The following is a 22,924-nucleotide window of genomic DNA, read 5'->3' as shown; positions in this document are numbered from 1 at the left end:
GGCGGTGTGCGGGGCCGTCGCGCGTTGCGTGGCGTCGTACGCAATTGCCGCGACCGGGACGGTGGTTGGGCCCTGGGCTGGGCCGCAGCCCGGTGCGCGGGCGAGCGGCTACTTCCTGGGTGATCGCACCCTCGCGGGTTCGAATCCCGCCGCCGGTTCCCTCGGGGGCCGGTGTGGCCGAGTGGGCCATGGCACCAGGCGCCCTTGGGGCGTTTGCTGCTTGTCGTTGTGATCTCGGGCGCTCTCCTGCCGCATTTCAGGACGGGGCGTCGACGGTCGGCCCCGACTCGTTGACGCTGTCAGCTCGGCCAGATCGGGCAGCACGGTCGAGGCGGCCGTGCCCGCTGTCATCACTTGGCGGCGGGCAGGTCCGGACGGCGGCGTGACACCGGGCAGCAGCGCCAGCAGGGCCCCGCGCGCACGGAGCTCCGCGCGGCAGAGGCGGGCCGCCAGCCCGGCCACGGTCAGGCGTGCCGCCTGCCTGGTGCGGCGCAGCTCGCTGCCGAACGCGGACGTCTCTTCCGGCACTTCGTCCCCCCGGGGCCGTCGGTGTCCGGGCGTGGGTCGCGCCCGTCGTCGCCGGTCAGGTTCGGCCCGGTGCGGTGGGCCGGACAAGACGGTCGGCGGAGTTTCCCGTTTCCCGAAGTGGAGGGAACCCGATCTCTTCGGAGCTGTCGAGACGGCGATTTCGGGCGGTCCGGGGCAGCCTCGGACAGGTCGGTTGTCAGAGGGGGATGGTAGGTATGGGGCTGTGAGCAGCAAGGACGAGCAGTCGCAGGAGCAGGGGGCGGTGGAGGGGCCGCCCGAGCAGCTGGCGCTGATGCGGGAGTTCCTCCGGCACGAGAAGCAGGTGCCGAAGGCGAAGCCGCGTACGTGGCGGGGGGCGCCGCTGGCCAAGGAGCTGCCCGTCGCCCGGGTGATGGTGAACAAGGGCGTGCTGCATCTCGACCGGTACTTCGACTACGCGGTGACCGAGGAGCTGGACGCCGAGGCGCAGCCCGGGGTGCGGGTGCGGGTGCGGTTCGGCGCCGGGGCGCACCGGGTGCGGGACGGACGGCGGGAGGGGGGCGGGCTGATCGACGGGTTCATCGTCGAGCGGGTCGCCGAGTCGGATTATCACGGGCCGCTGGCCGCGCTCGCGCAGGTGGTGTCGCCGGAGCCGGTGCTGAGCGCGGAGCTGCTGGGGCTGGCGCGGGCGGTCGCCGACCGGTACGCGGGGAGCCTGGCGGACGTGCTGCAACTGGCCGTTCCGCCGAGGAACGCGCGGGCGGAGAAGAAGGACTTCCCGCCGCCGCTGCCCGCACCCGGGGTTCCCGAGGTGGGGAGTTGGGGGCGGTACGAGCAGGGGGCGGCCTTTCTGGAGGCGCTGGCCGGGGGTGGTGCCCCGCGGGCCGTGTGGACTGCGCTCCCGGGGCCCCTGTGGGCCGAGGAGATCGCCCGGGCGGTGCGTGCGACGCTCGCGTCCGGGCGCGGGGCGGTCGTGGTGGTGCCCGACGGGCGGAGCGTGGAGCGGGTGGACGCCGCGCTGACCTCGGTGCTGGGGGAAGGGCGGCACGCGGTGCTCACCGCGGACGCCGGGCCCGAGAAGCGGTACCGGGAGTGGCTGGCCGTGCGGCGGGGCGCCGTGCGGGCGGTGGTGGGGACCAGGTCGGCGATGTTCGCGCCGGTCAGGGACCTGGGGCTGGTCGTGGTCTGGGACGACGGGGACATGAACCTGAGCGAGCTGCACGCCCCGCTGCCGCATGCGCGGGAAGTGCTGGAACTGCGGGCGACGCTCGACAAGTGCGCCTTCCTGCTGGGCAGTACGAGCTGCACGGTGGAGGCCGCGCAGCTGGTGGCCAGCGGGTGGGCGCGCCCGTTGGCGGCCTCGCGGGAGCAGGTGCGCAGGGCCGCTCCTCTCGTACGGACCGTGGGCGACCAGGAGTTGGCGCGGGACGAGGCGGCGCGGGCGGCACGGCTGCCGAGCCTCGCCTGGCAGACCGTACGGGAGGGGCTGAAAACCGGTCCCGTACTGGTGCAGGTGCCCCGGCGCGGGTATGTCCCGAGGTTGGCGTGCGAGCGGTGCCGGACGCCCGCGCGGTGCCGGCACTGTGCCGGACCCCTGGAGGCCCCCGACGCACGGGATTTGCAGTGCGGGTGGTGCGGGCGCACCGAGGCCGAGTGGCGGTGCGCGGAGTGCGGGTTCAACCGGCTGCGGGCGCAGATCGTGGGCGCGCGGCGCACGGCGGAGGAGCTGGGGCGGGCGTTCCCGGCGGTGCCGGTGCGGACGTCGGGGCGTGACCATGTCCTCGATGTGGTGCCGGGCGCACCTGCCCTGGTGGTGAGCACACCCGGGGCCGAGCCGGTCGCCGAGGGCGGGTACGCGGCGGCGCTGCTGCTCGACGGCTGGGCCATGCTCGGGCGGCCCGACCTGCGGGCCGGGGAGGACGCGCTGCGCCGCTGGATCGCGGCGGCCTCGCTGGTCCGGGGCCAGGAGGCGGGCGGGGTCGTGGTCGTCGTCGCCGAGCCGACGCTGCGGCCGGTGCAGGCGCTGGTGCGCTGGGACCCCGTGGGCAACGCGCAGCGGGAGCTGGCGGAGCGGGCTGAGCTGGGCTTTCCGCCAGTGTCGCGGATGGCGGCGGTCAGCGGGCGGGCGGAGGACCTGGAGGAGTTCCTGCGGGTGGCGGAACTGCCGGTGGAGGCGGAGGTGTTGGGCCCGATCCCGCTGCCGGTGACGGAGCCGGGACGGCCGCGCAGGCCGCAGGACCCGCCGGTGGGGGAGCGGTGGGAGCGGGCGCTGGTGAGGGTGCCGCAGGGGAAGGGGGCGGCGTTGGCGGGGGCGTTGAAGGTGGCACAGGCGGCGCGGATGGCGAAGGGGGGTGGGGGAGAGGGGGTGCGGATTCGGGTGGATCCGCCGGACATTGGGTGAGGGGGTGTGCGGTACGGGGGTGGGCTGGGGGTTCTGTGGACGGGCGTCCGGCGGGGGGCTTGGCCGGGGGCGGTGTGGGGGTGGGCCGGTACCGGGCGGGGCCGGTGTCGGGTGGGCCGCCCCCTTGCCCGCCCGTTCCGCCCCCCTGGGGCGGCCCCGTCGCCCAAGGGGGCTCAGGGGAAGGGGGGCGGCTTCGGCGCAGGGCGGGGCCGGGGCAGCGCCGCAGGCATCGGGGGGCCGGGTGCGGCACGTACAGGGGAAGGCCCCCGCCATGGGGGTGGCGAGGGCCTGGAGAGGGCCTGGAGGGGGCCCTGGAAGGGGGTCAGCCGTTGCGGGGGCTGGGGAAAGGGGGAGGCGTAGGGCGGGATTCCTCGCGGAGCGACTGGCTGGAGGCCGTCGGCTGCGGCGGCATCGACCGCGCCGCAGGCACCGCCGGAAGCATCCCCGGCATCGTGCGCGTCACGGCCGGGGCCGGTGCGGTGGTGACCGCCCCGTTCGCCGCCGCGGCAGGGGAGACGGGAGCGATCGAACCCCCGGAGGACGGAGCGGAGGAGGTCGCGGAGTCCGCACCGTGGGACTCCGCGGCCGCCCCGGCGGCGGACTGCGCGGCCGCCCGGCGTGCGCCGTACCGGCGGTGCACCGCCTGCTTGGTGACCCCGAGCGCCGACCCCACCGCGTCCCACGAGAATCCGAGCGAGCGGTCGAAGTCCACGGCGGCGGTCACCAGGGTCTCGACGCTGTCCCGCAGTTCCTGTGCGAGGCGGACGGTCGGGGCGGGGGCCCGCCCGTACACGACGAAGCCCGTGGAGGGACCCGATCGGCGCGGGCGGTAGACGTTGCCCAACTGGGCGGTGAGGGTACGCAGTGCGTCCACCTGCCGGCGGACCCGCTCGATGTCCCGTACCAACAGGTGCAGGCTGGCCCGCGCTTGGGCGTCATGGGTTGCGTGGTCGGCCATGAAAAAGCCTCTCGAACCGGCGTTGAATGAAGAAGGACGAAGAAGGACGGGGCCGTCAGGTTGACGACCCGTTTCGGTCAATCTCTTTTGACCAACGCGCCACCCGGTGTTGTGGTCACGCTCCAGGGGCGTGTCCGCATATGCGCGGGGCGCACGGACATGCGTACGCCCCCGACCTCCGGAGCGTTCGAAGCCGCCGGAGCGCGGGTCGGTCCGCTGCCGTTGACGCCCGCCGGGGCGGCCCGGGGGCCACGCCCATAGACTGGTGCGCTGCCCGCGTCCGCACGTCCGGCGGGCCGTTCCTTCGCCCGAACGACCCGAACGAGAGGCTCGTACCCCCATGAAGCTCGTCTTCGCCGGCACCCCCGAGGTCGCCGTCCCCGCCCTGGACGCCCTGATCGCCTCGCGGCACGAGGTCGTCGCCGTCGTCACCCGGCCCGACGCCCCGGCCGGGCGCGGCCGCCGCCTGGTCGCGAGCCCCGTCGCGGAGCGCGCGGAGGAGGCGGGCATCGAGGTGCTCAAGCCGGTGAAGCCGCGTGACGAGGAGTTCCAGGCACGGCTGCGCGAGATCGGCCCGGACTGCTGCCCGGTCGTCGCGTACGGCGCGCTGCTGCCCAAGTCCGCCCTGGAGATCCCCGCCCACGGCTGGGTCAACCTGCACTTCTCGCTGCTCCCCGCCTGGCGCGGCGCGGCCCCCGTGCAGCACGCGGTGATGGCGGGCGACGAGGTCACCGGCGCGTCGACCTTCCAGATCGAGCAGGGCCTGGACTCGGGTCCGGTCTACGGGGTGATCACCGAGGACGTACGGCCCACGGACACCAGCGGCGACCTGCTGACGCGACTGGCCTTCGCCGGGTCCGGGCTGCTCGTGGCGACCATGGACGGCATCGAGGACGGCTCGCTGAAGCCCGTTCCGCAGCCCGCCGACGGCATCACCCTCGCCCCGAAGATCACCGTCGAGGACGCACAGGTCGACTGGGCGGCCCCGGCGCTGCGCGTCGACCGGGTCGTGCGCGGCTGCACGCCCGCTCCCGGCGCGTGGACCGTCTTCCGCGGCGAGCGCCTGAAGCTGGTGCAGACGGGCCTCGTCACGGACCGCACCGACCTCGCCCCCGGTGAGCTGTCCGCGGGCAAGAACAACGTGTACGTCGGCACCGGCTCGCACGCCGTCGAGCTGCTCTGGGTGCAGCCGCAGGGCAAGAAGCCGATGAAGGCCGCCGACTGGGCGCGCGGCGTGCGCATCACCGCGGGAGAACTCCTGACCAGGGCCGCGACGGCCTGACCCCCGCCCGGGGGCCCGGCGGCCCGGGCGGGCCGCCCACCGAGACAGACGTAACCTGAGGGGGAACACCCTTCACATACGCGGAGCACCTTTTGAGCGACCAGAAGTCCCAGCAGAGCCGCCCCCGCAAGCAGGGCGCACCGAGCAAGGGCAAGCAGCCGTACAAGCCGCATCGCAAGCCGGAGAAGGACCCCGTCCGCTTCCTCGCCTTCGAGGCCCTGCGCGCCGTCGACGAGCGGGACGCGTACGCCAACCTGGTGCTGCCGCCGCTGCTGAAGAAGGCCCGCGAGAAGAATGAGGGCTTCGACGGCCGCGACGCCGCGCTCGCCACCGAGCTGGTCTACGGGACGCTGCGCCGCCAGGGAACGTACGACTCGATCATCGCGGCCTGCATCGACCGGCCGCTGCGCGAGGTCGACCCGCCGGTCCTCGACGTGCTCGCACTCGGCGCGCACCAGCTCCTGGGCACCCGCATCCCCACCCACGCGGCCGTCTCGGCCAGCGTGGACCTGGCGCGGCTGGTGCTGGGCGAGGGGCGGGCGAAGTTCGTCAACGCGGTGCTCCGCAAGATCTCCAAGCAGGACCTGGACGCGTGGGTGGAGCAGGTCGCTCCGCCGTACGACGAGGACGCCGAGCAGCACCTCGCCGTCGTGCACTCGCACCCGCGCTGGATCGTCTCGGCGCTCTGGGACGCGCTGGGCGGCGGCCGGGCGGGCATCGAGGACCTCCTCGAAGCGGACAACGAGCGACCCGAGGTGACGCTGGTCGCCCGTCCGGGGCGCTCCACGACCGATGAGCTGCTGGACGTGCTGGGCGAGGAGTCCGGACTGCCGGGGCGCTGGTCGCCGTACGCGGTACGGATGGCCGAGGGCGGCGAACCGGGTGCGCTGGACGCCGTACGGGACGGGCGCGCCGGAGTCCAGGACGAGGGCAGCCAGCTCGTCGCGGCGGCCCTCGCGAACGCGCCCGTCGAGGGCCGCGACGAACGGTGGCTCGACGGCTGTGCGGGCCCCGGCGGAAAGGCGGCGCTGCTCGCGGCGCTGGCCTCCGAGCGGGGGGCGGTGCTGCTCGCCTCCGAGAAGCAGCCGCACCGGGCCCGCCTGGTCGAGCAGGCGCTGGCCGGGAACCCGGGGCCGTACCAGGTGATCGCGGCCGACGGCACGAGGCCGCCGTGGCTGCCGGGGACCTTCGACCGGGTGCTGATGGACGTGCCGTGCTCGGGGCTGGGGGCGCTGCGGCGGCGGCCGGAGGCGCGGTGGCGTCGTCGGCCGGAGGACCTGGAGGGGTTCGCGCCGTTGCAGCGGGGGCTGCTGCGGGAAGCGCTGAAGGCCGTACGGGTCGGGGGTGTGGTCGGGTACGCGACGTGCTCGCCGCACCTGGCGGAGACGCGGACCGTCGTGGACGACGTGATCCGGGGGCGCGGGGCGGGGAACGAGCCCTTCGAGGTGGAGTGGGTGGACGCGAGGGCGCTGATGCCGGGGGTTTCGGCGTTGGGGGAGGGGCCTGATGTGCAGTTGTGGCCGCATGTGCATGGGACGGATGCGATGTACCTGGCGGTGCTGAGGCGGGTGGCGTAGGGGGACTTGGGCTCGCCCTTTCCCCGCTTCCCCGTAGCCGCCTTGGGCGGCGGGGCCGCCCCCCGGGGGCGGGACGGGCGGGCAAGGGGGCGGCCCCTCCCGCTCCCGGCCCACCCGGGTGCCGCCCCTGGCTCCGCCCCGACACCGGGTGCACGTCACCACCAGGGCCCTGGGGTCGCCTCCCGGCGTTGGACAGGCGCAGCTCTGCCCCGCCGGGGCAAGGGGGTCCCCAGCCCCGCCCCTTCACCTAAACCCGCGGGGCCATTGCACGGTTACCGTGCGGGTGAGTGGGTGGCTGGTCGCGCAGTTCCCCGCGCCCCTGACGGGGCGCCCAGCGTGGCGGAGCCGCAGATCGGGTACGGCCCCGCGCCCCTGACGGGGCGCGTCTGAGCGGTAGGGCGAGTGCAGACCCGCACCCCTGAAGAGGCGCGCCCGAGCGGCAGATCGAGTGCGGCCCCGCGTGCCCAACGGGCCCGCCCCGTCCGTGAAGTGGTGGGCGGCATGGCAGTCTTGGGGCATGGCAGCGCAGATCAATCCCAGCATCCTGTCCGCGGACTTCGCCCGGCTCGCCGACGAGGCCAAAGCCGTCGAGGGCGCCGACTGGCTCCATGTCGACGTCATGGACAACCACTTCGTCCCGAACCTCACCCTCGGCGTCCCGATCGTGGAGTCGCTCAGCCGGGCCACGGACATTCCGCTGGACTGCCACCTGATGATCGAGGACCCGGACCGCTGGGCTCCGCAGTATGTGGAGGCGGGTGCGGGGTCCGTGACGTTCCACGCGGAGGCGGCCGCGGCGCCCGTGCGTACGGCCCGTGAGATCCGCGCCAAGGGCGCCCGCGCCTCCATGGCGCTCAAGCCCGCCACGCCCATCGAGCCGTACGAGGACCTGCTTCCCGAGCTGGACATGCTGCTGATCATGACGGTTGAGCCGGGATTCGGGGGGCAGTCGTTCCTCGACATCATGCTGCCGAAGATCCGCCGTACGCGGCAGCTGATCGCCAAGCACGGGCTCCAGCTGTGGCTCCAGGTGGACGGCGGGGTCTCCGCGTCGACCATCGAGCGCTGCGCCGAGGCCGGGGCCGATGTGTTCGTGGCCGGGTCCGCCGTGTACAACACCGACGACCCGGCCGCCGCCGTCCGCATGCTGCGCCACCAGGCCGACGAGGCCACCGCGAAGGCTCCCTGGGCCTGCGCCCACTGAGAGTCCGTTGAGAGTCCGCGCAGCATCGGGGCGGGCACAGTAATAAGACGGCAAAATGAACGTGGGCCCACAGGGCTGATCAAGGTCCGTCACATCTGACAGGATGAACGACGAACCATTGTGTGAAAGTGAACCAAGGTTAAGGAGATCGCGGTGTCTGCGATGTCAGCGGGCCGGTCGGCCATGCGGATGGGACCCGCTGAACTGGTGCAGGCGGCGGCCATGGCCCGCCGCTTCTACCTGGAGGGCAAGTCCAAGATCCAGATCGCCGAGGAGTTCGGCGTCAGCCGCTTCAAGGTGGCCCGGGTGCTGGAGACCGCCCTGGAGCGCGATCTCGTACGGATCGAGATCCGCGTCCCGGCCGAACTGGACGCGGAGCGTTCCGACGCCCTGCGCGCCCGGTACGGGCTGCGGCACGCGGTCGTGGTGGAGTCCCCGGCGGATGCGGCCGACGATGCTCCCGATCCGGAGAATCTGGGTGAGGTCGCCGCCGACCTGCTCGGTGAGCTGGTGAATGAAGGGGACGTGCTGGGGTTGGCGTGGGGTCGGTCGACGATCCACATGGCCGCCGCCCTGCATCACCTGCCGCCGTGCACGGTCGTACAGCTCACCGGTGTGTACGACGCGGGGACCGCCGAGCGCGGTTCGGTCGAGGCGGTCCGGCGGGCCGCGCAGGTGTCCGGCGGCGAGGCCCACCCCATCTACGCGCCGATGCTGCTGCCCGATCCGGCGACGGCCGCCGCCCTGCGCAACCAGACGGGCATCGCCCGCGCCTTCGAGTACTTCGACAAGGTGACCGTGGCGTGCGTGTCCATCGGGTCGTGGGAGCCGGGGATCTCCACGGTGCACGACATGCTGACGGACGAGGAGCGTGCGCACTACGCGTCTCTCGGCGTCGCCGCCGAGACGTCCGCGCACCTCTTCGACGCCCAGGGGCGTCGGGTCGGCCGTGACCTCGGCGAGCGCTGCATCACCGTCGAGGCCGACCGGCTCCGCCGCATACCCGAAGTCGTCGCCATCGCGGGCGGACTGCGCAAGGCCGCGGCCATCGACGCGGTGCTCCGCTCCGGGCTCGTGACCAGCCTCGTCACCGACACGGCCGCCGCGGACTACCTGCTGAGCGCGGGCGGCCCGCCGCCGCGCCCCGCCCTGGACCGGGCGGACCCGGACGACTGAGTCCGTCCGGCCGGGTTGCGGGCGGACGAGGAAGGGGGCGACCGGCGTGATGCCGGTCGCCCCCTTCCTCGTACCGGTAGTGGGAACGGCTTTGGAGCATTGGCCAGGGGGAGGGGGTGGTGACTGGAGGATCGGCCGAGGGGGCAAAACCGGACGTTCGTGGGACAATCAAGTACGTGCGTTTTCCCCCGGGCTGAAATGCCCCGGGGCCAACACCGAACGACTGGATGTTCCGCGCGTGCGTTTCCTCAACGATCTCAAGCCGCCGTACGACCTCACGTACGACGACGTCTTCATGGTGCCGAGCCGCTCCGCGGTCGGTTCCCGCCAGGGTGTGGACCTCTCCGCCCCCGACGGCACCGGCACCACGATCCCGCTGGTCGTCGCCAACATGACCGCCATCGCGGGCCGCCGCATGGCGGAGACGCTGGCCCGCCGCGGCGGCCTCGTCGTCATCCCGCAGGACATCCCGATCGAGGTCGTCACCGAGGTCGTGGCCTGGGTCAAGACCCGCCACCTCGTCCTCGACACGCCGATCGTGCTGGCCCCGACCCAGACCGTCGCCGACGCCCTGTCGCTGCTGCCGAAGCGGGCGCACAACGCCGGTGTCGTCGTGGACGACGAACAGCGGCCGATCGGTGTCGTGACGGACCAGGACCTCGCCGGGGTGGACCGCTTCACCCAGCTGTCCGAGGTCATGTCCAAGGACCTGGTGCTGCTGGACGCGGAGATCGACCCGCGGGAGGCGTTCAACAAGCTGGACGCGGCCAACCGCCGCTACGCCCCGGCCGTGGACGCCGAGGGCCGCCTCGCGGGCATCCTGACCCGCAAGGGCGCGCTCCGCGCCACCCTGTACACCCCCGCCGTCGACGCCAACGGCAAGCTGCGCATCGCCGCCGCCGTCGGTATCAACGGCGACGTCGCGGGCAAGGCCAAGCAGCTCCTCGACGCCGGTGTCGACACCCTCGTCGTGGACACCGCGCACGGGCACCAGGAGTCGATGATCGCCGCGGTCAAGGCCGTGCGCGCCCTCGACCCGCAGGTCCCGATCGTGGCGGGCAACATCGTCGCCGCCGAGGGCGTCAAGGACCTCATCGAGGCCGGCGCCGACATCATCAAGGTCGGTGTGGGTCCGGGTGCCATGTGCACGACGCGGATGATGACCGGCGTCGGCCGGCCGCAGTTCTCCGCCGTCATGGAGTGCGCCGCCGAGGCCAAGAAGCACGGCAAGCACGTCTGGGCCGACGGTGGCGTCCGCCACCCGCGCGACGTCGCGATGGCGCTCGCCGCCGGTGCGTCGAACGTGATGGTCGGCTCCTGGTTCGCCGGTACGTACGAGAGCCCCGGCGACCTCCAGCAGAGCGCCGACGGCCGCTGGTACAAGGAGTCCTTCGGCATGGCCTCCGCCCGCGCGGTCAAGAACCGCACCAGCGAGGAGTCGGCGTACGACCGGGCCCGCAAGGCGATCTTCGAGGAGGGCATCTCCACCTCGCGGATGTTCCTGGACCCGGCCCGCCCCGGTGTCGAGGACCTGATCGACTCGATCGTGGCCGGTGTGCGGTCCTCCTGCACCTACGCCGGTGCCGCCTCCCTGGAGGAGTTCGCCGAGAAGGCCATCGTCGGTGTGCAGAGCGCCGCCGGTTACGCCGAGGGCAAGCCCCTGCACGCCAGCTGGAGCTGACGCGTCCCACCCGTGTACGGGCCCGCTTCCCCCTCGCAGGGGAGGCGGGCCCGTTCCGTTCTCCGGGGGCGGTTAGCGTTCCGGTGACACAGACACGTGATGCGGGGGAGCCGAAGTGATCCGGGTGCTGCTGGCCGACGACGAAGCGATGATGCGCGCCGGAGTGCGGGCCATCCTCTCCTCGGCGGACGACATCGAGACCGTGGCCGAGGCAGGCGACGGGCACGAGGCCGTCGAGCTCGCCCTCAAGCACCGGCCCGACGTGTGCCTGCTCGACATCCGGATGCCCCGGGTCGACGGGCTGCGGGCCGCCGAGGAACTGCGCACGCTCCTTCCGGAGGCGGCCGTCGTGATGCTGACGACGTTCTCCGAGGACGAGTACATCGCGAGCGCGCTGGGCTCGGGAGCCGCCGGGTTCGTCCTCAAGTCCGGGGACCCGCGCGAACTCATCTCCGGGGTGCGGGCCGTCGCCGAAGGCGGCGCGTACCTCTCCCCGACGGTCGCCCGGCGCGTCCTGGCCCACTTCGGCACCGGGCAGCTCGGCAGGCGGACCGCCGCCCGCGCCCGCACCGCCGAACTCACCGCCCGGGAGCAGGAGGTGCTCGCCCTCGTCGGGGCCGGGCACTCCAACGCCGAGATCGCCCGGCGGCTGCACGTCGTCGAGGGCACGGTGAAGACGTACGTCAGTCAGATCCTCGCCCGGCTCGACGTCAGGAACCGCGTGCAGGCGGCGATCCTCGCGTACGAAGCGGGACTTGTCCCCGAGGAGTGACGCGGGCCCCCATCCGTGACACGCTGGGGGGAAAGGCCGCTGTGGGCGGTTTGGGGCGACTTGATGGGGGGAGGAGGTGGTAAATCCGCGATGTGAAGGTGGTGTTGAATAAATTAGCGGTGCGTGACCATGCATGGTGGGCTGCCCTCCGGGTACACGCGCCCTTGCGCTGATACACCGATGAAGGGGAGGACACCGTGTCCATGGCGACCGCAGTCCCGACGGATACCACGCGGGGAGTGACCGAGACCGCACCGGCGGAGCAGGAACTTCCGTATGTGGCGAACCCGTCGGAGGTAGCCCCGAAGGACGCCCGTGAGCTGTCGAGGCTTTTCTTCGCCCGGCTCGCAGTCCTCGAAGAGGGCACGCACGAATACCAGTACGCCCGCAACACCCTGATCGAGCTGAACCTGGCCCTGGTCAAGTACGCGGCGACCCGCTTCCGCAACCGCGCCGACCAGATGGAGGACATCGTCCAGGTCGGCACGATCGGGCTGATCAAGGCGATCGACCGGTTCGAGCTGACCCGAGAGGTCGAGTTCGCCACCTTCGCCATGCCGTGCATCGTCGGCGAGATCAAGCGGTTCTTCCGCGACACCAGCTGGTCCGTGCACGTGCCGCGGCGCCTCCAGGAGCTGCGGATAGACCTCGCGAAGGCGTCCGACGTGCTGTTCCAGCAGCTCGACCGGGCCCCGACGACCAGCGAACTCGCCTCTTACCTCGACATGGAGGAGGACGAGATCGTCGAGGGTCTCGTCGCCTCCAACGGCTACACGGCGGGTTCCATCGACATCCCGCTCGACGACGGCGCGGACTCCGGTGCGCAGACCCTCGCCGACCGGCTCGGCGACACCGACGCCGACATGGAGATCGTCGAGAACGTCCAGGCGCTCAAGCCCCTCATCGACGAACTCGACGAGCGCGACAAGCGCATCCTGAGCATGAGGTACGGCGCGGAGATGACGCAGTCGCAGATCGGAGCCGAACTGGGCGTGTCCCAGATGCAGGTGTCCCGGCTGCTGACGCGCATCACCAAGCGGCTGCGCGAAGGACTGCTCACCCAGGAGTGAGTGCAGGAGAAGGGCCCGGACCCCCTGGTGGGGTCCGGGCCCTTCTTGCGTTGTGTGCGTGCTGCTCTCGCGTTGTGTGCGCACTGCGGTCAGGACAGTGCGGTACGGTCCCGGGCCGCCCGCGTCAGCAGGTCGCGTCCGCCGGGCGGAACCAGGTTGCCCGCACCTGCTTGCCGTCCGGCAGGGGGCGTACCTCCACCTGGCCCGCGAGCCGCTGCACCATGTGCCAGCCGAAGCCGCCGCCGCCCGCGAAGTCCGGCTCCCGGGGGACCGGCGGCTCCCGGCTGGAGTCCTCCATGTCGACCACCAGCTGCTCCTTGCCGACGCGCAGCCGCAGCCGCCACCAGCCGGTCGTGTGCCGCACGGCATTGGTGACCAGCTCGCTCACGACCAGCAGCACCGCGTCGAGATCGACCCAGGGACAGTGCTGGGCGAGATACACGGCGGCGGCGTCTCGGGCGGATGCGCTGTCTCCTTGCGCTCCTTGCGGTGAATCCAGGACAACCACGGGCGGCTCCTCAGTCATCAACCGCTCGCCTACCCCGAGATCTCCCGCTCATGGCCTCCGCCCTCGCTCAGTTGTGCACGCTGTCGGCGAACGCGGCCGCGGGGTCGGCGTAGGTGCGGAAGACCTCGTCCAGGCCGGTGATGCGGAATATCTTCGCCACCATCGGCGTGACCCCGGTGACGACGATCTCCGCACTCGCGGCCTGCGCCACCTTCCGGGCGATGACCAGCATCGTCACGCCGCTGGAGTCGAAGAAGGTCACCTCGGAGAGGTCCATCACCAGCAGGTCGCCGGGGGCCAGTGCGAGCCGGTTCAGCGCCGTGCGCAGCCGGGGCGAGTTGTCGAAGTCCAGGTCGCCCGCGACGGCCAGCACCACGCCGGCGTCGCGGCCCCGGACCTCCGTGGCGGTGACGGCGACGGTCAGTTCACGGGCCGGGGAGAGGTCGTGGGAGGGGGCGGTGGGGGAGGAGGGGTCGTGAGCGGGGGTGAGGTCACGGTTCATGCGCTGTCCTCGCGAGTTCTGCGTACGGTCAGGGCCACGGTGTCGTCGGGGTGCAGGATCACCGTGTGCATGTCGGCGGCGATCGCGCCGGGGATCTTCTCTATGGGCAGGTGGCGGTGGGCGCGGGCGGCCTCCAGGAGACGCTGCTCGCCCTCACGGGGGTCCCGGCGGCTTTCGGTGAGGCCGTCGGTGTAGAGGACCAGGAGGTCGCCGGGGGCCAGTTCGTCGTACACGAGCTGTTCGCTGCCCGGCAGCGGGTAGCCGATGCCCCGCCCGCGCACCTCCCGGAATTCGGCGCTGCCGTCCTCGCGGACCAGCAGGGCGGGCGGGTGGCTGCCGTTGGCCAGCGAGAAGGTGCCGCCCGCCGGATCGATCCTGGCCAGCAGGACGGTCGCCATCAGCTCCCGGTCGAAGGGCAGCAGGATCTCGTCCGTACGGGCCACGATCGACTCCAGCGGGTGGCCCTCCAGCGCCAGGGTGCGCACCGCGTGGGTGACGTTGAGGGCGCTGCGGGTGCTGGTGACGCCGTGGCCGAGGGCGTCGACGAGGGTGATGTGGACGCGGCCGTCGGGGAGCAGGAACCAGTCGTAGAGGTCGCCGCCGGTCGGCGCGTCGGTGCCGGCGGGCTCGTAGTGCACCGCCATCTCCAGGCCCGGCACGTGCACCGGGGACGGGCGCAGTGCGTCCTCCAGCTCGCGCAGCATCTGTCCGTGCGCGCGCCGCAACTGCTCGTCCCGTTCCTCCAGTTGTACGTAGAGGGCCAGCACCCCGCTGTTGGTCTCGGCCAGCTCGTGCTTGAGGCGCTTGTGGTCCTCGGCGAGCGTGTCCGCCCGGGCGACGGCGGCCCGCAGCTCCTCCTCCAGGAGTTCCGTCGTCCCGGGAGTCCCGCTGTCCGGTGTGCTGTCCGGTGTGCTGTTCCGCGCCGGAAGCGGGGGCTGGGGGTGCGGCAGGCGCCACACCGCCGCCGTGCCCGGCAGCCGTTCGGCGGGCAGCGGGAGGTCCTGCAGCGAGGGCGGGCGGGGGGCGAGCGGGGTGCGCAGCCGCACGGTGAGCACCGACCCGCCGTCCTCCTTCGGGTCGTCCTCCTGGGCGGCGTGCAGGGTGACGGAGCGGCCCGCGCCCAGTTCCCCCGCGGCCACCTGCGTCACCGCCAGCGCGAGCCGGGCACGCTGCTCCACCGGCAGGTCCAGCTGATGGGCGAGCCGGCGCAGCGTGGTGCGCAGCCCGGGCAGGGAGTGGTGGGTGGTGCTGTGGGGGATCATGCGTCTCTCTTCGGAGCGGGGGTGGGGCCGCTCTGCGGGGGCGGGGCGTCGGTCGGGGTCGGGGTACCGGTCGTTGGCCGTGCATCGGTCGTTGCCTGTGCACCGGTCGCGAGGACCGTGGCGTCGTCGCGGATGTGACGGAAGTCGTGGGCGAGGGCCGCCACCAGCAGGGGCGGCGGCAGCCGCAGCAGGAACGGGGACGGGTCGTGCGTCCAGCGCGGGTCGATGCCGTCGCTGTGCAGGACCAGCGTCGAGCCCGGCGGCACCGCGATCCGCCGTACCCTCGGGCCCGGCATGTTCCATCCGACCACCCCCGGCTGCCCGGTCACCCGGGAGCGCACCCCGTCGAAGCCGACCGTCTGGGCCCGTACATTGCCCACCGAGCAGTGGTCGGCGTCCCCGTCGGGCCGCAGCCGCAGCAGCCCCACCGCCGCGCCCCGGGTGTGCCGCAGCGCCCGGTCCAGGGCGAACAGCAGCTCGGGCAGCGGCAGTTCGGGGTCGCGGCGGAACGCGCGCAGCGCGACGTCGGCGGCCTCCGCGGCGCTCTCGCCGTGCCCGAGGCCGTCCACCACCACGACCGTGCGCAGCCCGTCCTCGGCGTCGGCGACCGCCCAGCCGTCGCCGCAGCCGCGCTCGCCCTCCAGCGCCAGGCAGAGGGCCGCCAGGTCGGGGCCCGGGGGCGGCGGGGCCCCGGGGGCGGCGATGCGGGCGCAGATCAGGGTGCCCGCGCCCGGCTTCGTACGCAGAGCGACGTCGGAGGCGATGCGGCGGACCGCGCCGAGGCCCGAGCCCAGGGTCCTCGTGGTGGTCCAGCCGTCGGTGAGGGCCGCGTCCAGGTCGGGGATGCCGGGTCCCCGGTCGACGGCGGTGATCTCCACGCCGGGGCGCAGCGGCAGCGGCTGCACGAACACCGAGCCGTCCTGCGCGTGCTTGGCGATGTTGCTGGCCAGTTCGCTGGCGAGGACCGCCGCCCGGTCGGGCAGCGCCCCCGGCAGCCCGCTGTCCACGGCGATCCGGCGGGCGGTGGCGGCGGCCAGGTGGACCGCGCTGTAGTGGTCGATCCGGATGCGGACGGCGGCGGGGGAGGGCGGCGCGGCGCGGCCCCCGGTCGGGCCGGGGGTGCCGCGATCCGGCGTTCCGGGGGCCGGGCCGGGCGATGCGGCCGCGTCGCCGCCGCGCATCAGCGGCCGTTCCAGCGGGTGGCGACGACGGTGGTGCCCTCGCCCTCGTGACTGTGCACCGAGAACTCGTGCATCAGCCGCCGCGCCCCGCCCAGGCCGTGGCCCAGGCCCGCGCCGGTGGTGTAGCCGTCGGTCAGGGCCGCCTCCAGGTCCGGGATGCCGGGGCCCTCGTCGCGCATGGTGAGCCGCAGACCGGTGCGCCCGCCGTCGCGCACCTGCTCCACGCTGAGGCTGCCGCCCCCGCCGTGGATGTAGGCGTTGCGGGCCAGTTCGCTGGCGGCGGTGACGATGCGGGTCTGGTCGACCAGGCCGAAGCCCGCCTCGACGGTGGCCGCCCGCACCGCATGACGGACCGTCAGGAGGTCTTCCTCGGTGGCGACTTGGTACGTCGCCGAGTCGCCCGCGGCACCCTGCTCGGGGTGCGCGCCTCGGGTGAGCTGTTCATCGTAGAGCGTCACGAGAGGCCTCCCCAGAGGGCTGGGGCATGCGCTGCCAGCCCAGCGCGACGAGACCCGCCTCCGCGTTGAGGGCCGTCTCCACGCCGGTCAGTCGCAGGCCGAGTTCGACCAGGGTGATCGCCACGGCGGGCCGCATGCCCGCCACGATCACCCGGGCGCCCAACAGCCGTGCCGTGGTGGTGAGTTCCATCAGCGTACGGGCCACGAACGAGTCGATGAGTTCGAGTCGTGAGATGTCGATCAGTACGCCGCGTGCCGCGTCGGCGACGATCCGCTCCGTCAGCTCGTCGGTGAAGGCCAGCGCCGACTTGTCGTCCAGCTCGTTCAGCAGACCCGTCACCAGGACGTCGCCGAGCCGCAGGATCGGCACCCCGCCGTCCCGCGGGTAGGGGGTACTCACGGACCCGCCGGTGCGTACGGCGTCGGGACCGGGGTCCGGTCGGTCAGGCGGACCGCGGCGGCCAGTGCGTCGGCCAGCGTGGAGCGGGTCAGGATGGTGGACAGGTCGATGCCGAGCTGGGCGATGGTCTGCGCGATCGGCGGCCGGATGCCGGAGACGACGCAGTCCGCGCCCATCAGCCGTACCGCGTACACCGTGTGCATCAGGTGCTGGGCGACGGCGGTGTCGACGGTCGGGACGCCTGTGATGTCGATGATGGCGACCTGGGCCTCGTTGTCCTGGATGGCCTGAAGGAGGTTCTCCATCACCACCTGGGTGCGGGCCGTGTCCAGGGTGCCGATCAGCGGGACCGCGAGGACGTGGTGCCACAGCCGCACGACCGGCGTGGACAGCTCCATCAGCTGCCGCGACTGCCGCTGGATGATCTCCTCGCGGCCCTCCACGTACGTCTCGAAGGACAGTGCGCCCGCCGCGTCCAGCAGCCGGTTGACCAGCACCGCCGCCCGGAACAGCTCGTTCGCGTCGCGGGTGGTGTGCTGCACCGCCTCCAGGAGCGCCTCCTTGAGGGAGAGCACCGCGAGCGAGGTCGCCGTGGGCGTGGCGCCCGCGCGGGCCCGGCGCAGTGACAGTTCTATGACCGTTCTGCGCAGCTCGTGCTGGGAGGCCACGAGCCGCTCGACCGGCAGGTCACTGGCGAGACCCGCGCCGAGGGCGGCGATCAGCAGGCCCGCCTCCTCGCGCAGTTCGCGCTCGCCCAGGTCGGCGCCCGGGGCCGACTGCTCCCGCTGAAGCCGGACCCAGCGATCCGCGATCTCCTGCTCCCGTTCGCGCAGGGCGTCCCGAAGACGGTCCCGCACGGTGGTCTCGCTGGTACTCAACCCTCACCTCTCGCCGTTGGCATCGCTGACCGGGCGGCAGCCTGCCCGGGCTGCCCGCTGTCCGGCCCTCGACCGAACCTGTCCGGCTCTTCGGCCGAACGATGCTAGTCCCCTCGGCCGAACGGCCCGAACCACGCAGCCCACGGGGCCCCGGTTACCCCGCCCGTCGCGAACCATGCGTCGGCAGCCCGGCGTCCGCCAGCAGCTTGGTCAGCGCCTCGGCCACCGCCGCCGCGATCAGCGCGTGCCCCGCGTCGTCGGGGTGCAGCCCGTCGGCGAGGCGGTCGGGGCCGAGCAGTCCGAGCCCCGGCAGCAGGGCCAGCCGCCCGTCCCCGGCAGCCGCCTCCTCCCGTACGACGTCCTCCAGCGCGGTGCGCAGCGCGCCCAGGGTCGCGCCGGCCGTGTTCGGGGCGTCCTCGGCGGCGGGGCGCAGCACGGGGGAGACGACGAGGAGCGGGGTGTCCGGGTGGCCACGGCGCACGAGGGCGAGGAAGGAGCGCATCGTCGCGCGCAGCAGCGGGACGTCGAAGGGGGCGCGCCCCCAGCAGTTGGTGCCGAACGCGAGGGTGAGGACGTCCGCCGGGAGTGCGGCGATCTGCTGTGCCACCGCGAGCTCGGCGCGCCCCGCGCCCGCGTGCCCCAGGTTCACCGGCTCCAGGCCGAGCAGGCGCCCGGCGGCGGCGGGCCAGGCGTGCGCGGGCCGCGTCGACCACCAGCCCTCGGTGATGGAGTCGCCGTGCACCACCCAGCGGGGGCGCGGCGGGGCGGGGGCGATGCGACCGCCCAGGGCCCGTATCCCGAGCAGGCGGGGTGACTGGGTCTCGGGCGGGTGGACGGTGAACGGGCCCCGGCCGGGCGGGAGCGGGACGGTCACCGTCGTCTCGCCCGGCACCGGGTCGGCGAGCACCTCGGTGAGCTGCTCGCCTCCCGCCCAGAGCCCGAAGGCGTGCGGGACTTCTCCGGGCTCGGCGCGGAAACGTATCTCCACGGCCTGCGTCCTGGACTTCGTGCCGGCCTGCGTTCCGGTCTTCGTGCCGGCCTGCGTTCCGGTCTTCGTGCCGGCCTGCGTCCCGGTCTTCGTGCCGGATTCCGTCCCGTCCTCCGTCTCGTACGCGAGGAACTCCAGGGTGACGCCGACCGGCACCCGGGCGCGCTCCAGGACGTCCCAGGGCAGCCGGTCCAGGTCGGCGGGGTTCGCCCGCAGCGGGAAACCGTCCTCGTCGCGCCAGGCCACCCCGCGCAGAAACGGCCCGGCGTCCAGCCAGGTCATCGGCGCCTCCCTCGGTTCGCGCCCCGGGGTGTTCCCTCGGTTCGTTCCTGACACCCTGCCCAGGCAAAGCCCCGAACATGAGTGCGCAAAGGGTTCTCGCGGAGGCTCCCTCCGGGTCCGGACGACGTACCGGACAAAAGGGAAATCGAAAAAGGGGGCGCAACGAACCGCCGCCACCGGCCGTTGCACGCAATGATCATCCGTGGATGCGCAAGGTTGCTGCATTACGACCGGGAACTGACACCTCATAGGCTTCACCGCTGTACGTGGAGTGGCGGGGACCGCCTGCTCGGCGGTCCCCGAGCTCTCGGCTGCTTCGCCGTGCCTTTCGGGGGTACCGCCGCGGTCGCCCGCCGCCCGATGAGGCAGCAGAAGGAGCCACCCCCGTGTTGGACCAAGGCGCACCGCCAACCGCCGTCCCCCCGGCGTCCCCCGGCAACCCGTTGTGGCGGCGCAAGCCGGTCGAGCGGCTGGTCAGCGAGGGTGGCCAGGGTGAGGGCGGCTCGCTGCGGCGCACGCTCTCCATGTGGCAGCTGACGATGATCAGCATCGGTGCCACCCTCGGCACCGGCATCTTCGTCGTGCTCGGCACGGCCGTCCCCGAGGCCGGTCCCGCCGTCACGATCTCGTTCGTGATCGCCGGTCTCACCGCACTCTTCTCGGCCCTCTCGTACGCCGAGCTCGCGGGGAGCATCCCGGTCTCCGGGTCCTCGTACTCGTATGCGTACGCAACGATGGGCGAATTCATCGCCTGGATCTGCGGCTGGTGCCTGGTCCTGGAGTACGGCGTCTCGGTGGCGGCGGTGGCCGTCGGCTGGGGCGAGTACCTCAACGAGTTCCTCGACGGGACGATCGGCGTCACCATCCCCGCCGCCCTGTCCGCACCGCCCGGCGACGGCGGCGTCTTCAACCTCCCCGCGCTGATCGTCGTGCTCCTCGCCATGTTCCTCCTGCTCGGCGGGGCCAAGGAGTCGGCCCGCGCCAACACGATCATGGTCGCGGTGAAGATCTGCACGCTGCTGCTCTTCTGCGTGATCGGCTTCCTCGGCTTCAAGTCCGGCAACTACGCCGACTTCATGCCGCTGGGCATGACGGGCGTCGGCGCCGCCGGTGCCACGCTCTTCTTCTCCTACATCGGCTTCGACGCCGCCTCCACTGCCGGTGAGGAGGCGAAGAACCCGCAGCGCGACCTGCCGCGCGCGATCATGCTCTCGCTGCTCATCGTCACCGTGCTGTACGTCCTGGTCGCGGCCGTCGCCGTCGGCGCCCGCAACTGGAAGGGCTTCGAGGGCTCGGAGGCCGCGCTCGCCGGGATCATGAAGGACGTCACGGGGCAGGCCTTCTGGGGCACCCTGCTCGCCGCCGGTGCGGTCATCGCCATCGCGAGCGTCGTGCTGGCCGTGATGTACGGCCAGACCCGTGTGCTCTTCGCGATGTCCCGCGACGGGCTGGTCCCGAAGGCCTTCTCGAAGGTCAACGCCAAGAGTGGCACGCCGAGGATCAACACGATCATCGTGTCCCTCTTCTGCGGGATCCTGGCGGCGGCGATCCCGCTCGGGAACCTGGTGGACGCCACCAGCATCGGTACGCTCTTCGCGTTCGGGCTGGTCAACATCGCGGTGATCATCCTGCGCCGGACGCGCCCGGACATGAAGCGCACCTTCAAGGTGCCGCTCGGCCCGGTCTTCCCGATCCTGGGCTTCATCTTCTGCGTCTACAACATGTTCGGGCTCGGAACCGCCACCTGGGTGTACTTCGGAATCTGGATGGTCGTCGGTCTCGTGTTCTACTTCGGGTACGGCATTCGTCACTCGCAGCTGGCGAAGGGCGCGCCGGAGAAGGTTTCCGCAGACGCGTAGAAAAGTGAACGACCCGCAGTGCGACTCAACGATCTCGACGAGCGAATCGTCCACGCCCTGGCGGCGGACGCCCGCCGTTCGTATGCCGACATCGGCTCCCTGGTCGGGCTCTCCGCTCCCGCAGTGAAGCGGAGGGTCGACCGGCTGCGCGCCGAAGGGGCCATCACGGGCTTCACGGTCCGGGTGGACCCGGCGGCGCTGGGGTGGGAGACCGAGGGGTTCATCGAGATCTACTGCCGTCGCAATACGTCGCCGGAGGCCATCAACCGTGGCCTGGAGCGGTATCCCGAGATCGCGTCCGCCTCCACCGTGACCGGTGAGGCGGACGCGATCGTTCAGGTTTTCGCCTCGGACATGCGGCACTTCGAGCGGGTGCTGGAGCGGATTGCGGGCGAGCCGTTTGTGGAGCGGACGAAGTCGGTGCTGGTGCTGTCGCCGCTGCTGCGGAGGTACTCCTCGGGTTCCCCGGCGTAGCCGGCCCCCCTGGGGCTCCGCCCTCCGTTCCCACAGCCCCCTTGGGCGGCGGGGCCGCCCACTCCCCACTTCCCCCCAGCCCCCCCCGGGCGGCGGGGCCGCCCTCCTCCCCTTCCCGCAGCCCCCTTGGGCGGCGGGGCCGCCCCCCCCGGGGGCGGGACGGGCGGGCAAGGGGGCGGCCCCTCCCGCTCCCGGCCCAGCCCGGTGCCGCCCCCGGCTCCGCCCCGACACCGGGTGCGCGTCCAAGGGGGCTCCGGCCCGCCTCCCGGCGTTGGACAGGCGCAGCTCTGCCCCGCCGGGGCAAGGGGTCCCCAGCCCCGCCCCTTCACCTAAACCCGCGGGGCAATTGCACGGTTCCGTTCGGGCGAGTCGTGGTTGCTCGCGCAGTTCCCCGCGCCCCTGACGGGGCACGGCCCTCCAGGGGCCCCGGTCTCCCGCCCCCCCCGGTCCCCCCCCGCGCCCCTGAAGGGCCCCGCCCCGCATCAAAGCCCCTACGCAACGAATCGCCGCCGCAAGGCCCCCGTACGCAATGGATCAACGGTTGGTCCGCAACGGTCGTGCCTTGTCCGGGGTGATCGACGGACCGTACCGTCATTACGTCCTCCCCACCCCCCTTCCGCACCCGCCCGAGGTCCCCCATGCCGTCGTCCCCGCCCGCGCAGCCCCTGCGCATCGCCCTGCTCCAGAGCTCCGGGCGTCCCGGCTCCGTGGCCACGAACCTGAAGGTCCTCGACGAGGCCGCCGGGCGGGCCGCCGAGGCCGGAGCAGGGCTGCTGGTCTGCCCGGAGATGTTCCTGACCGGGTACGCGATCGGCAAGGACGCCGTCCACCGGCTGGCGGAGAGCGCCGACGGCGAGGGCGCCGACGCCGTCGCGGAGATCGCCGCCCGGCATGACGTGGCCATCCACTACGGCTATCCCGAGCGCGACGGCGACCGCGTCTTCAACTCCGCCCAGCTCATCGACGCTACCGGCACCCGCCGCGCCAACTACCGCAAGACCCACCTCTTCGGCGGGTTCGAGCAGGACGTGTTTGTCGCTGGTGAGCAGCCCGTCGTGCAGACGGAGCTGGACGGGCTGAAGCTCGGGCTGATGATCTGCTACGACGTGGAGTTCCCGGAGAACGTCCGGGCGCACGCCCTCGCCGGTACCGACCTCCTGCTGGTGCCGACCGCGCAGATGCACCCCTTCGAGTTCGTCGCCGAGTCCCTCGTGCCGGTCCGCGCCTTCGAGAGCCAGATGTACATCGCGTACGTCAACCGGACGGGTCCGGAGGGGGAGGGGGACGAGGCCTTCGAGTTCGTCGGGCTGAGCTGCCTGGCCAGTCCCGACGGGGCCACCCGCGTGCGTGCCGGGCGCGGTGAGGAGCTCGTCCTCGGCGAGGTCGACGCCGCCCTGCTGCGCGATTCGCGCGAGACCAATCCGTACCTCCGCGACCGCCGCCCGGGCCTCTACGGCTCGCTGGCCTGACCGGTCCGCCCCCCGCTCTTCTTCCCCCGTTCCGC

Annotated in this window: 20 protein-coding genes; 11 read left to right on the top strand and 9 right to left on the bottom strand. The window is 72.9% G+C overall.

Features of this window, described 5'->3' with window-relative positions; genetic code table 11:
• Positions 1-751 precede the first annotated feature (751 nt).
• Positions 752-2,908 carry a primosomal protein N' gene (locus ACIO3O_RS15070; RefSeq protein WP_401745420.1) on the top strand — a complete coding sequence of 719 codons (2,157 nt, stop codon included), beginning with the start codon at positions 752-754 and terminating at the stop codon, positions 2,906-2,908.
• Between the two features lie 322 nt (positions 2,909-3,230).
• On the opposite strand, the gene ACIO3O_RS15065 is transcribed toward ACIO3O_RS15070, so the two are convergent.
• Positions 3,231-3,866, bottom strand: a complete 636-nt coding sequence (locus ACIO3O_RS15065) for a hypothetical protein (protein ID WP_401745418.1) — start codon at positions 3,864-3,866, stop codon at positions 3,231-3,233.
• Between the two features lie 340 nt (positions 3,867-4,206).
• Here ACIO3O_RS15065 and fmt point away from each other — a divergent pair, with 340 nt between their 5' ends.
• The 7 genes from fmt to ACIO3O_RS15030 all read left to right on the top strand — a co-directional run bounded on the left by fmt (position 4,207) and on the right by ACIO3O_RS15030 (position 12,628).
• Positions 4,207-5,148, top strand: a complete 942-nt coding sequence (gene fmt, locus ACIO3O_RS15060) for a methionyl-tRNA formyltransferase (protein ID WP_401745416.1) — start codon at positions 4,207-4,209, stop codon at positions 5,146-5,148.
• Between the two features lie 92 nt (positions 5,149-5,240).
• Positions 5,241-6,725 carry an RsmB/NOP family class I SAM-dependent RNA methyltransferase gene (locus ACIO3O_RS15055; protein ID WP_401745414.1) on the top strand — a complete coding sequence of 495 codons (1,485 nt, stop codon included), beginning with the start codon at positions 5,241-5,243 and terminating at the stop codon, positions 6,723-6,725.
• Between the two features lie 517 nt (positions 6,726-7,242).
• Positions 7,243-7,929: a ribulose-phosphate 3-epimerase gene (rpe, locus tag ACIO3O_RS15050; protein WP_401745412.1), complete on the top strand. Its 687-nt coding sequence runs from the start codon at positions 7,243-7,245 to the stop codon at positions 7,927-7,929.
• A gap of 162 nt (positions 7,930-8,091) precedes the next feature.
• A complete protein-coding gene (locus tag ACIO3O_RS15045) occupies positions 8,092-9,105 on the top strand; it encodes a sugar-binding transcriptional regulator (protein WP_401745887.1) in 1,014 nt (337 codons plus the stop codon).
• A gap of 238 nt (positions 9,106-9,343) precedes the next feature.
• Entirely contained in the window at positions 9,344-10,786 is a 1,443-nt protein-coding gene (locus ACIO3O_RS15040) for a GuaB1 family IMP dehydrogenase-related protein (RefSeq protein ID WP_401745410.1), read from the top strand.
• 115 nt (positions 10,787-10,901) lie between these two features.
• Positions 10,902-11,558: a response regulator gene (locus tag ACIO3O_RS15035; RefSeq protein ID WP_401745408.1), complete on the top strand. Its 657-nt coding sequence runs from the start codon at positions 10,902-10,904 to the stop codon at positions 11,556-11,558.
• 203 nt (positions 11,559-11,761) lie between these two features.
• A complete protein-coding gene (locus tag ACIO3O_RS15030) occupies positions 11,762-12,628 on the top strand; it encodes an RNA polymerase sigma factor SigF (protein WP_401745406.1) in 867 nt (288 codons plus the stop codon).
• 124 nt (positions 12,629-12,752) lie between these two features.
• On the opposite strand, the gene ACIO3O_RS15025 is transcribed toward ACIO3O_RS15030, so the two are convergent.
• The 8 genes from ACIO3O_RS15025 to ACIO3O_RS14990 form a co-directional block, all read right to left on the bottom strand.
• On the bottom strand, positions 12,753-13,136 hold the full coding sequence (locus ACIO3O_RS15025; protein WP_401745404.1) for an ATP-binding protein: 384 nt from the start codon (positions 13,134-13,136) through the stop codon (positions 12,753-12,755).
• A 67-nt stretch (positions 13,137-13,203) separates the two neighbouring features.
• Positions 13,204-13,638 carry an STAS domain-containing protein gene (locus tag ACIO3O_RS15020; RefSeq protein WP_401745402.1) on the bottom strand — a complete coding sequence of 145 codons (435 nt, stop codon included), beginning with the start codon at positions 13,636-13,638 and terminating at the stop codon, positions 13,204-13,206.
• Complete coding sequence (locus ACIO3O_RS15015; protein ID WP_401745400.1) at positions 13,635-14,900, bottom strand: PP2C family protein-serine/threonine phosphatase; 1,266 nt, start codon at positions 14,898-14,900, stop codon at positions 13,635-13,637. The genes ACIO3O_RS15020 and ACIO3O_RS15015 overlap by 4 nt, the downstream gene beginning before the upstream one ends.
• On the bottom strand, positions 14,897-16,081 hold the full coding sequence (locus tag ACIO3O_RS15010; protein ID WP_401745399.1) for a SpoIIE family protein phosphatase: 1,185 nt from the start codon (positions 16,079-16,081) through the stop codon (positions 14,897-14,899). The genes ACIO3O_RS15015 and ACIO3O_RS15010 overlap by 4 nt, the downstream gene beginning before the upstream one ends.
• Positions 16,081-16,539 (bottom strand): anti-sigma regulatory factor, encoded by a 459-nt coding sequence (locus tag ACIO3O_RS15005; RefSeq protein ID WP_401745397.1) that lies wholly within the window; start codon positions 16,537-16,539, stop codon positions 16,081-16,083. Before ACIO3O_RS15005 ends, ACIO3O_RS15010 begins: the two co-directional genes overlap by 1 nt.
• The gene (locus ACIO3O_RS15000; protein WP_401745395.1) at positions 16,523-16,939 is read right to left on the bottom strand and encodes an STAS domain-containing protein; all 417 of its coding nucleotides are present in this window, start codon (positions 16,937-16,939) and stop codon (positions 16,523-16,525) included. The genes ACIO3O_RS15005 and ACIO3O_RS15000 overlap by 17 nt, the downstream gene beginning before the upstream one ends.
• Entirely contained in the window at positions 16,936-17,817 is an 882-nt protein-coding gene (locus ACIO3O_RS14995; protein WP_401745393.1) for an STAS domain-containing protein, read from the bottom strand. The genes ACIO3O_RS15000 and ACIO3O_RS14995 overlap by 4 nt, the downstream gene beginning before the upstream one ends.
• Positions 17,818-17,971: 154 nt before the next feature.
• The gene (locus tag ACIO3O_RS14990) at positions 17,972-19,087 is read right to left on the bottom strand and encodes a GDSL-type esterase/lipase family protein (protein ID WP_401745391.1); all 1,116 of its coding nucleotides are present in this window, start codon (positions 19,085-19,087) and stop codon (positions 17,972-17,974) included.
• 386 nt (positions 19,088-19,473) lie between these two features.
• On the opposite strand from ACIO3O_RS14990, the gene ACIO3O_RS14985 reads away from it, so the two are divergent.
• The 3 genes from ACIO3O_RS14985 (at position 19,474) to ACIO3O_RS14975 (ending at position 22,889) form a co-directional block, all read left to right on the top strand.
• Positions 19,474-20,946 carry an amino acid permease gene (locus ACIO3O_RS14985; protein ID WP_401745389.1) on the top strand — a complete coding sequence of 491 codons (1,473 nt, stop codon included), beginning with the start codon at positions 19,474-19,476 and terminating at the stop codon, positions 20,944-20,946.
• 18 nt (positions 20,947-20,964) lie between these two features.
• Positions 20,965-21,420 (top strand): Lrp/AsnC family transcriptional regulator, encoded by a 456-nt coding sequence (locus tag ACIO3O_RS14980; protein WP_189827842.1) that lies wholly within the window; start codon positions 20,965-20,967, stop codon positions 21,418-21,420.
• A 638-nt stretch (positions 21,421-22,058) separates the two neighbouring features.
• On the top strand, positions 22,059-22,889 hold the full coding sequence (locus ACIO3O_RS14975; protein WP_401745387.1) for a carbon-nitrogen hydrolase family protein: 831 nt from the start codon (positions 22,059-22,061) through the stop codon (positions 22,887-22,889).
• Positions 22,890-22,924: the final 35 nt, after the last annotated feature.

The sequence above is a fragment of the Streptomyces sp. NPDC087440 genome, from assembly GCF_044744005.1.
Lineage (GTDB): Bacteria > Actinomycetota > Actinomycetes > Streptomycetales > Streptomycetaceae > Streptomyces.
This window is presented reverse-complemented; position numbering and strand designations above follow the sequence as displayed.

Excerpts from the sequence above, each read along its gene's own strand:
- ACIO3O_RS15065 (WP_401745418.1), bottom strand. The coding sequence starts at position 3,866 with ATGGCCGACCACGCAACCCATGACGCCCAAGCGCGGGCCAGCCTGCAC.
- ACIO3O_RS15020 (WP_401745402.1), bottom strand. The coding sequence starts at position 13,638 with ATGAACCGTGACCTCACCCCCGCTCACGACCCCTCCTCCCCCACCGCC.
- ACIO3O_RS14990 (WP_401745391.1), bottom strand. The coding sequence starts at position 19,087 with ATGACCTGGCTGGACGCCGGGCCGTTTCTGCGCGGGGTGGCCTGGCGC.
- ACIO3O_RS15030 (WP_401745406.1), top strand. The coding sequence starts at position 11,762 with ATGGCGACCGCAGTCCCGACGGATACCACGCGGGGAGTGACCGAGACC.
- ACIO3O_RS15010 (WP_401745399.1), bottom strand. The coding sequence starts at position 16,081 with ATGCGCGGCGGCGACGCGGCCGCATCGCCCGGCCCGGCCCCCGGAACG.
- ACIO3O_RS15045 (WP_401745887.1), top strand. The coding sequence starts at position 8,092 with ATGTCAGCGGGCCGGTCGGCCATGCGGATGGGACCCGCTGAACTGGTG.
- rpe (WP_401745412.1), top strand. The coding sequence starts at position 7,243 with ATGGCAGCGCAGATCAATCCCAGCATCCTGTCCGCGGACTTCGCCCGG.
- ACIO3O_RS14975 (WP_401745387.1), top strand. The coding sequence starts at position 22,059 with ATGCCGTCGTCCCCGCCCGCGCAGCCCCTGCGCATCGCCCTGCTCCAG.
- fmt (WP_401745416.1), top strand. The coding sequence starts at position 4,207 with ATGAAGCTCGTCTTCGCCGGCACCCCCGAGGTCGCCGTCCCCGCCCTG.
- ACIO3O_RS15015 (WP_401745400.1), bottom strand. The coding sequence starts at position 14,900 with ATGATCCCCCACAGCACCACCCACCACTCCCTGCCCGGGCTGCGCACC.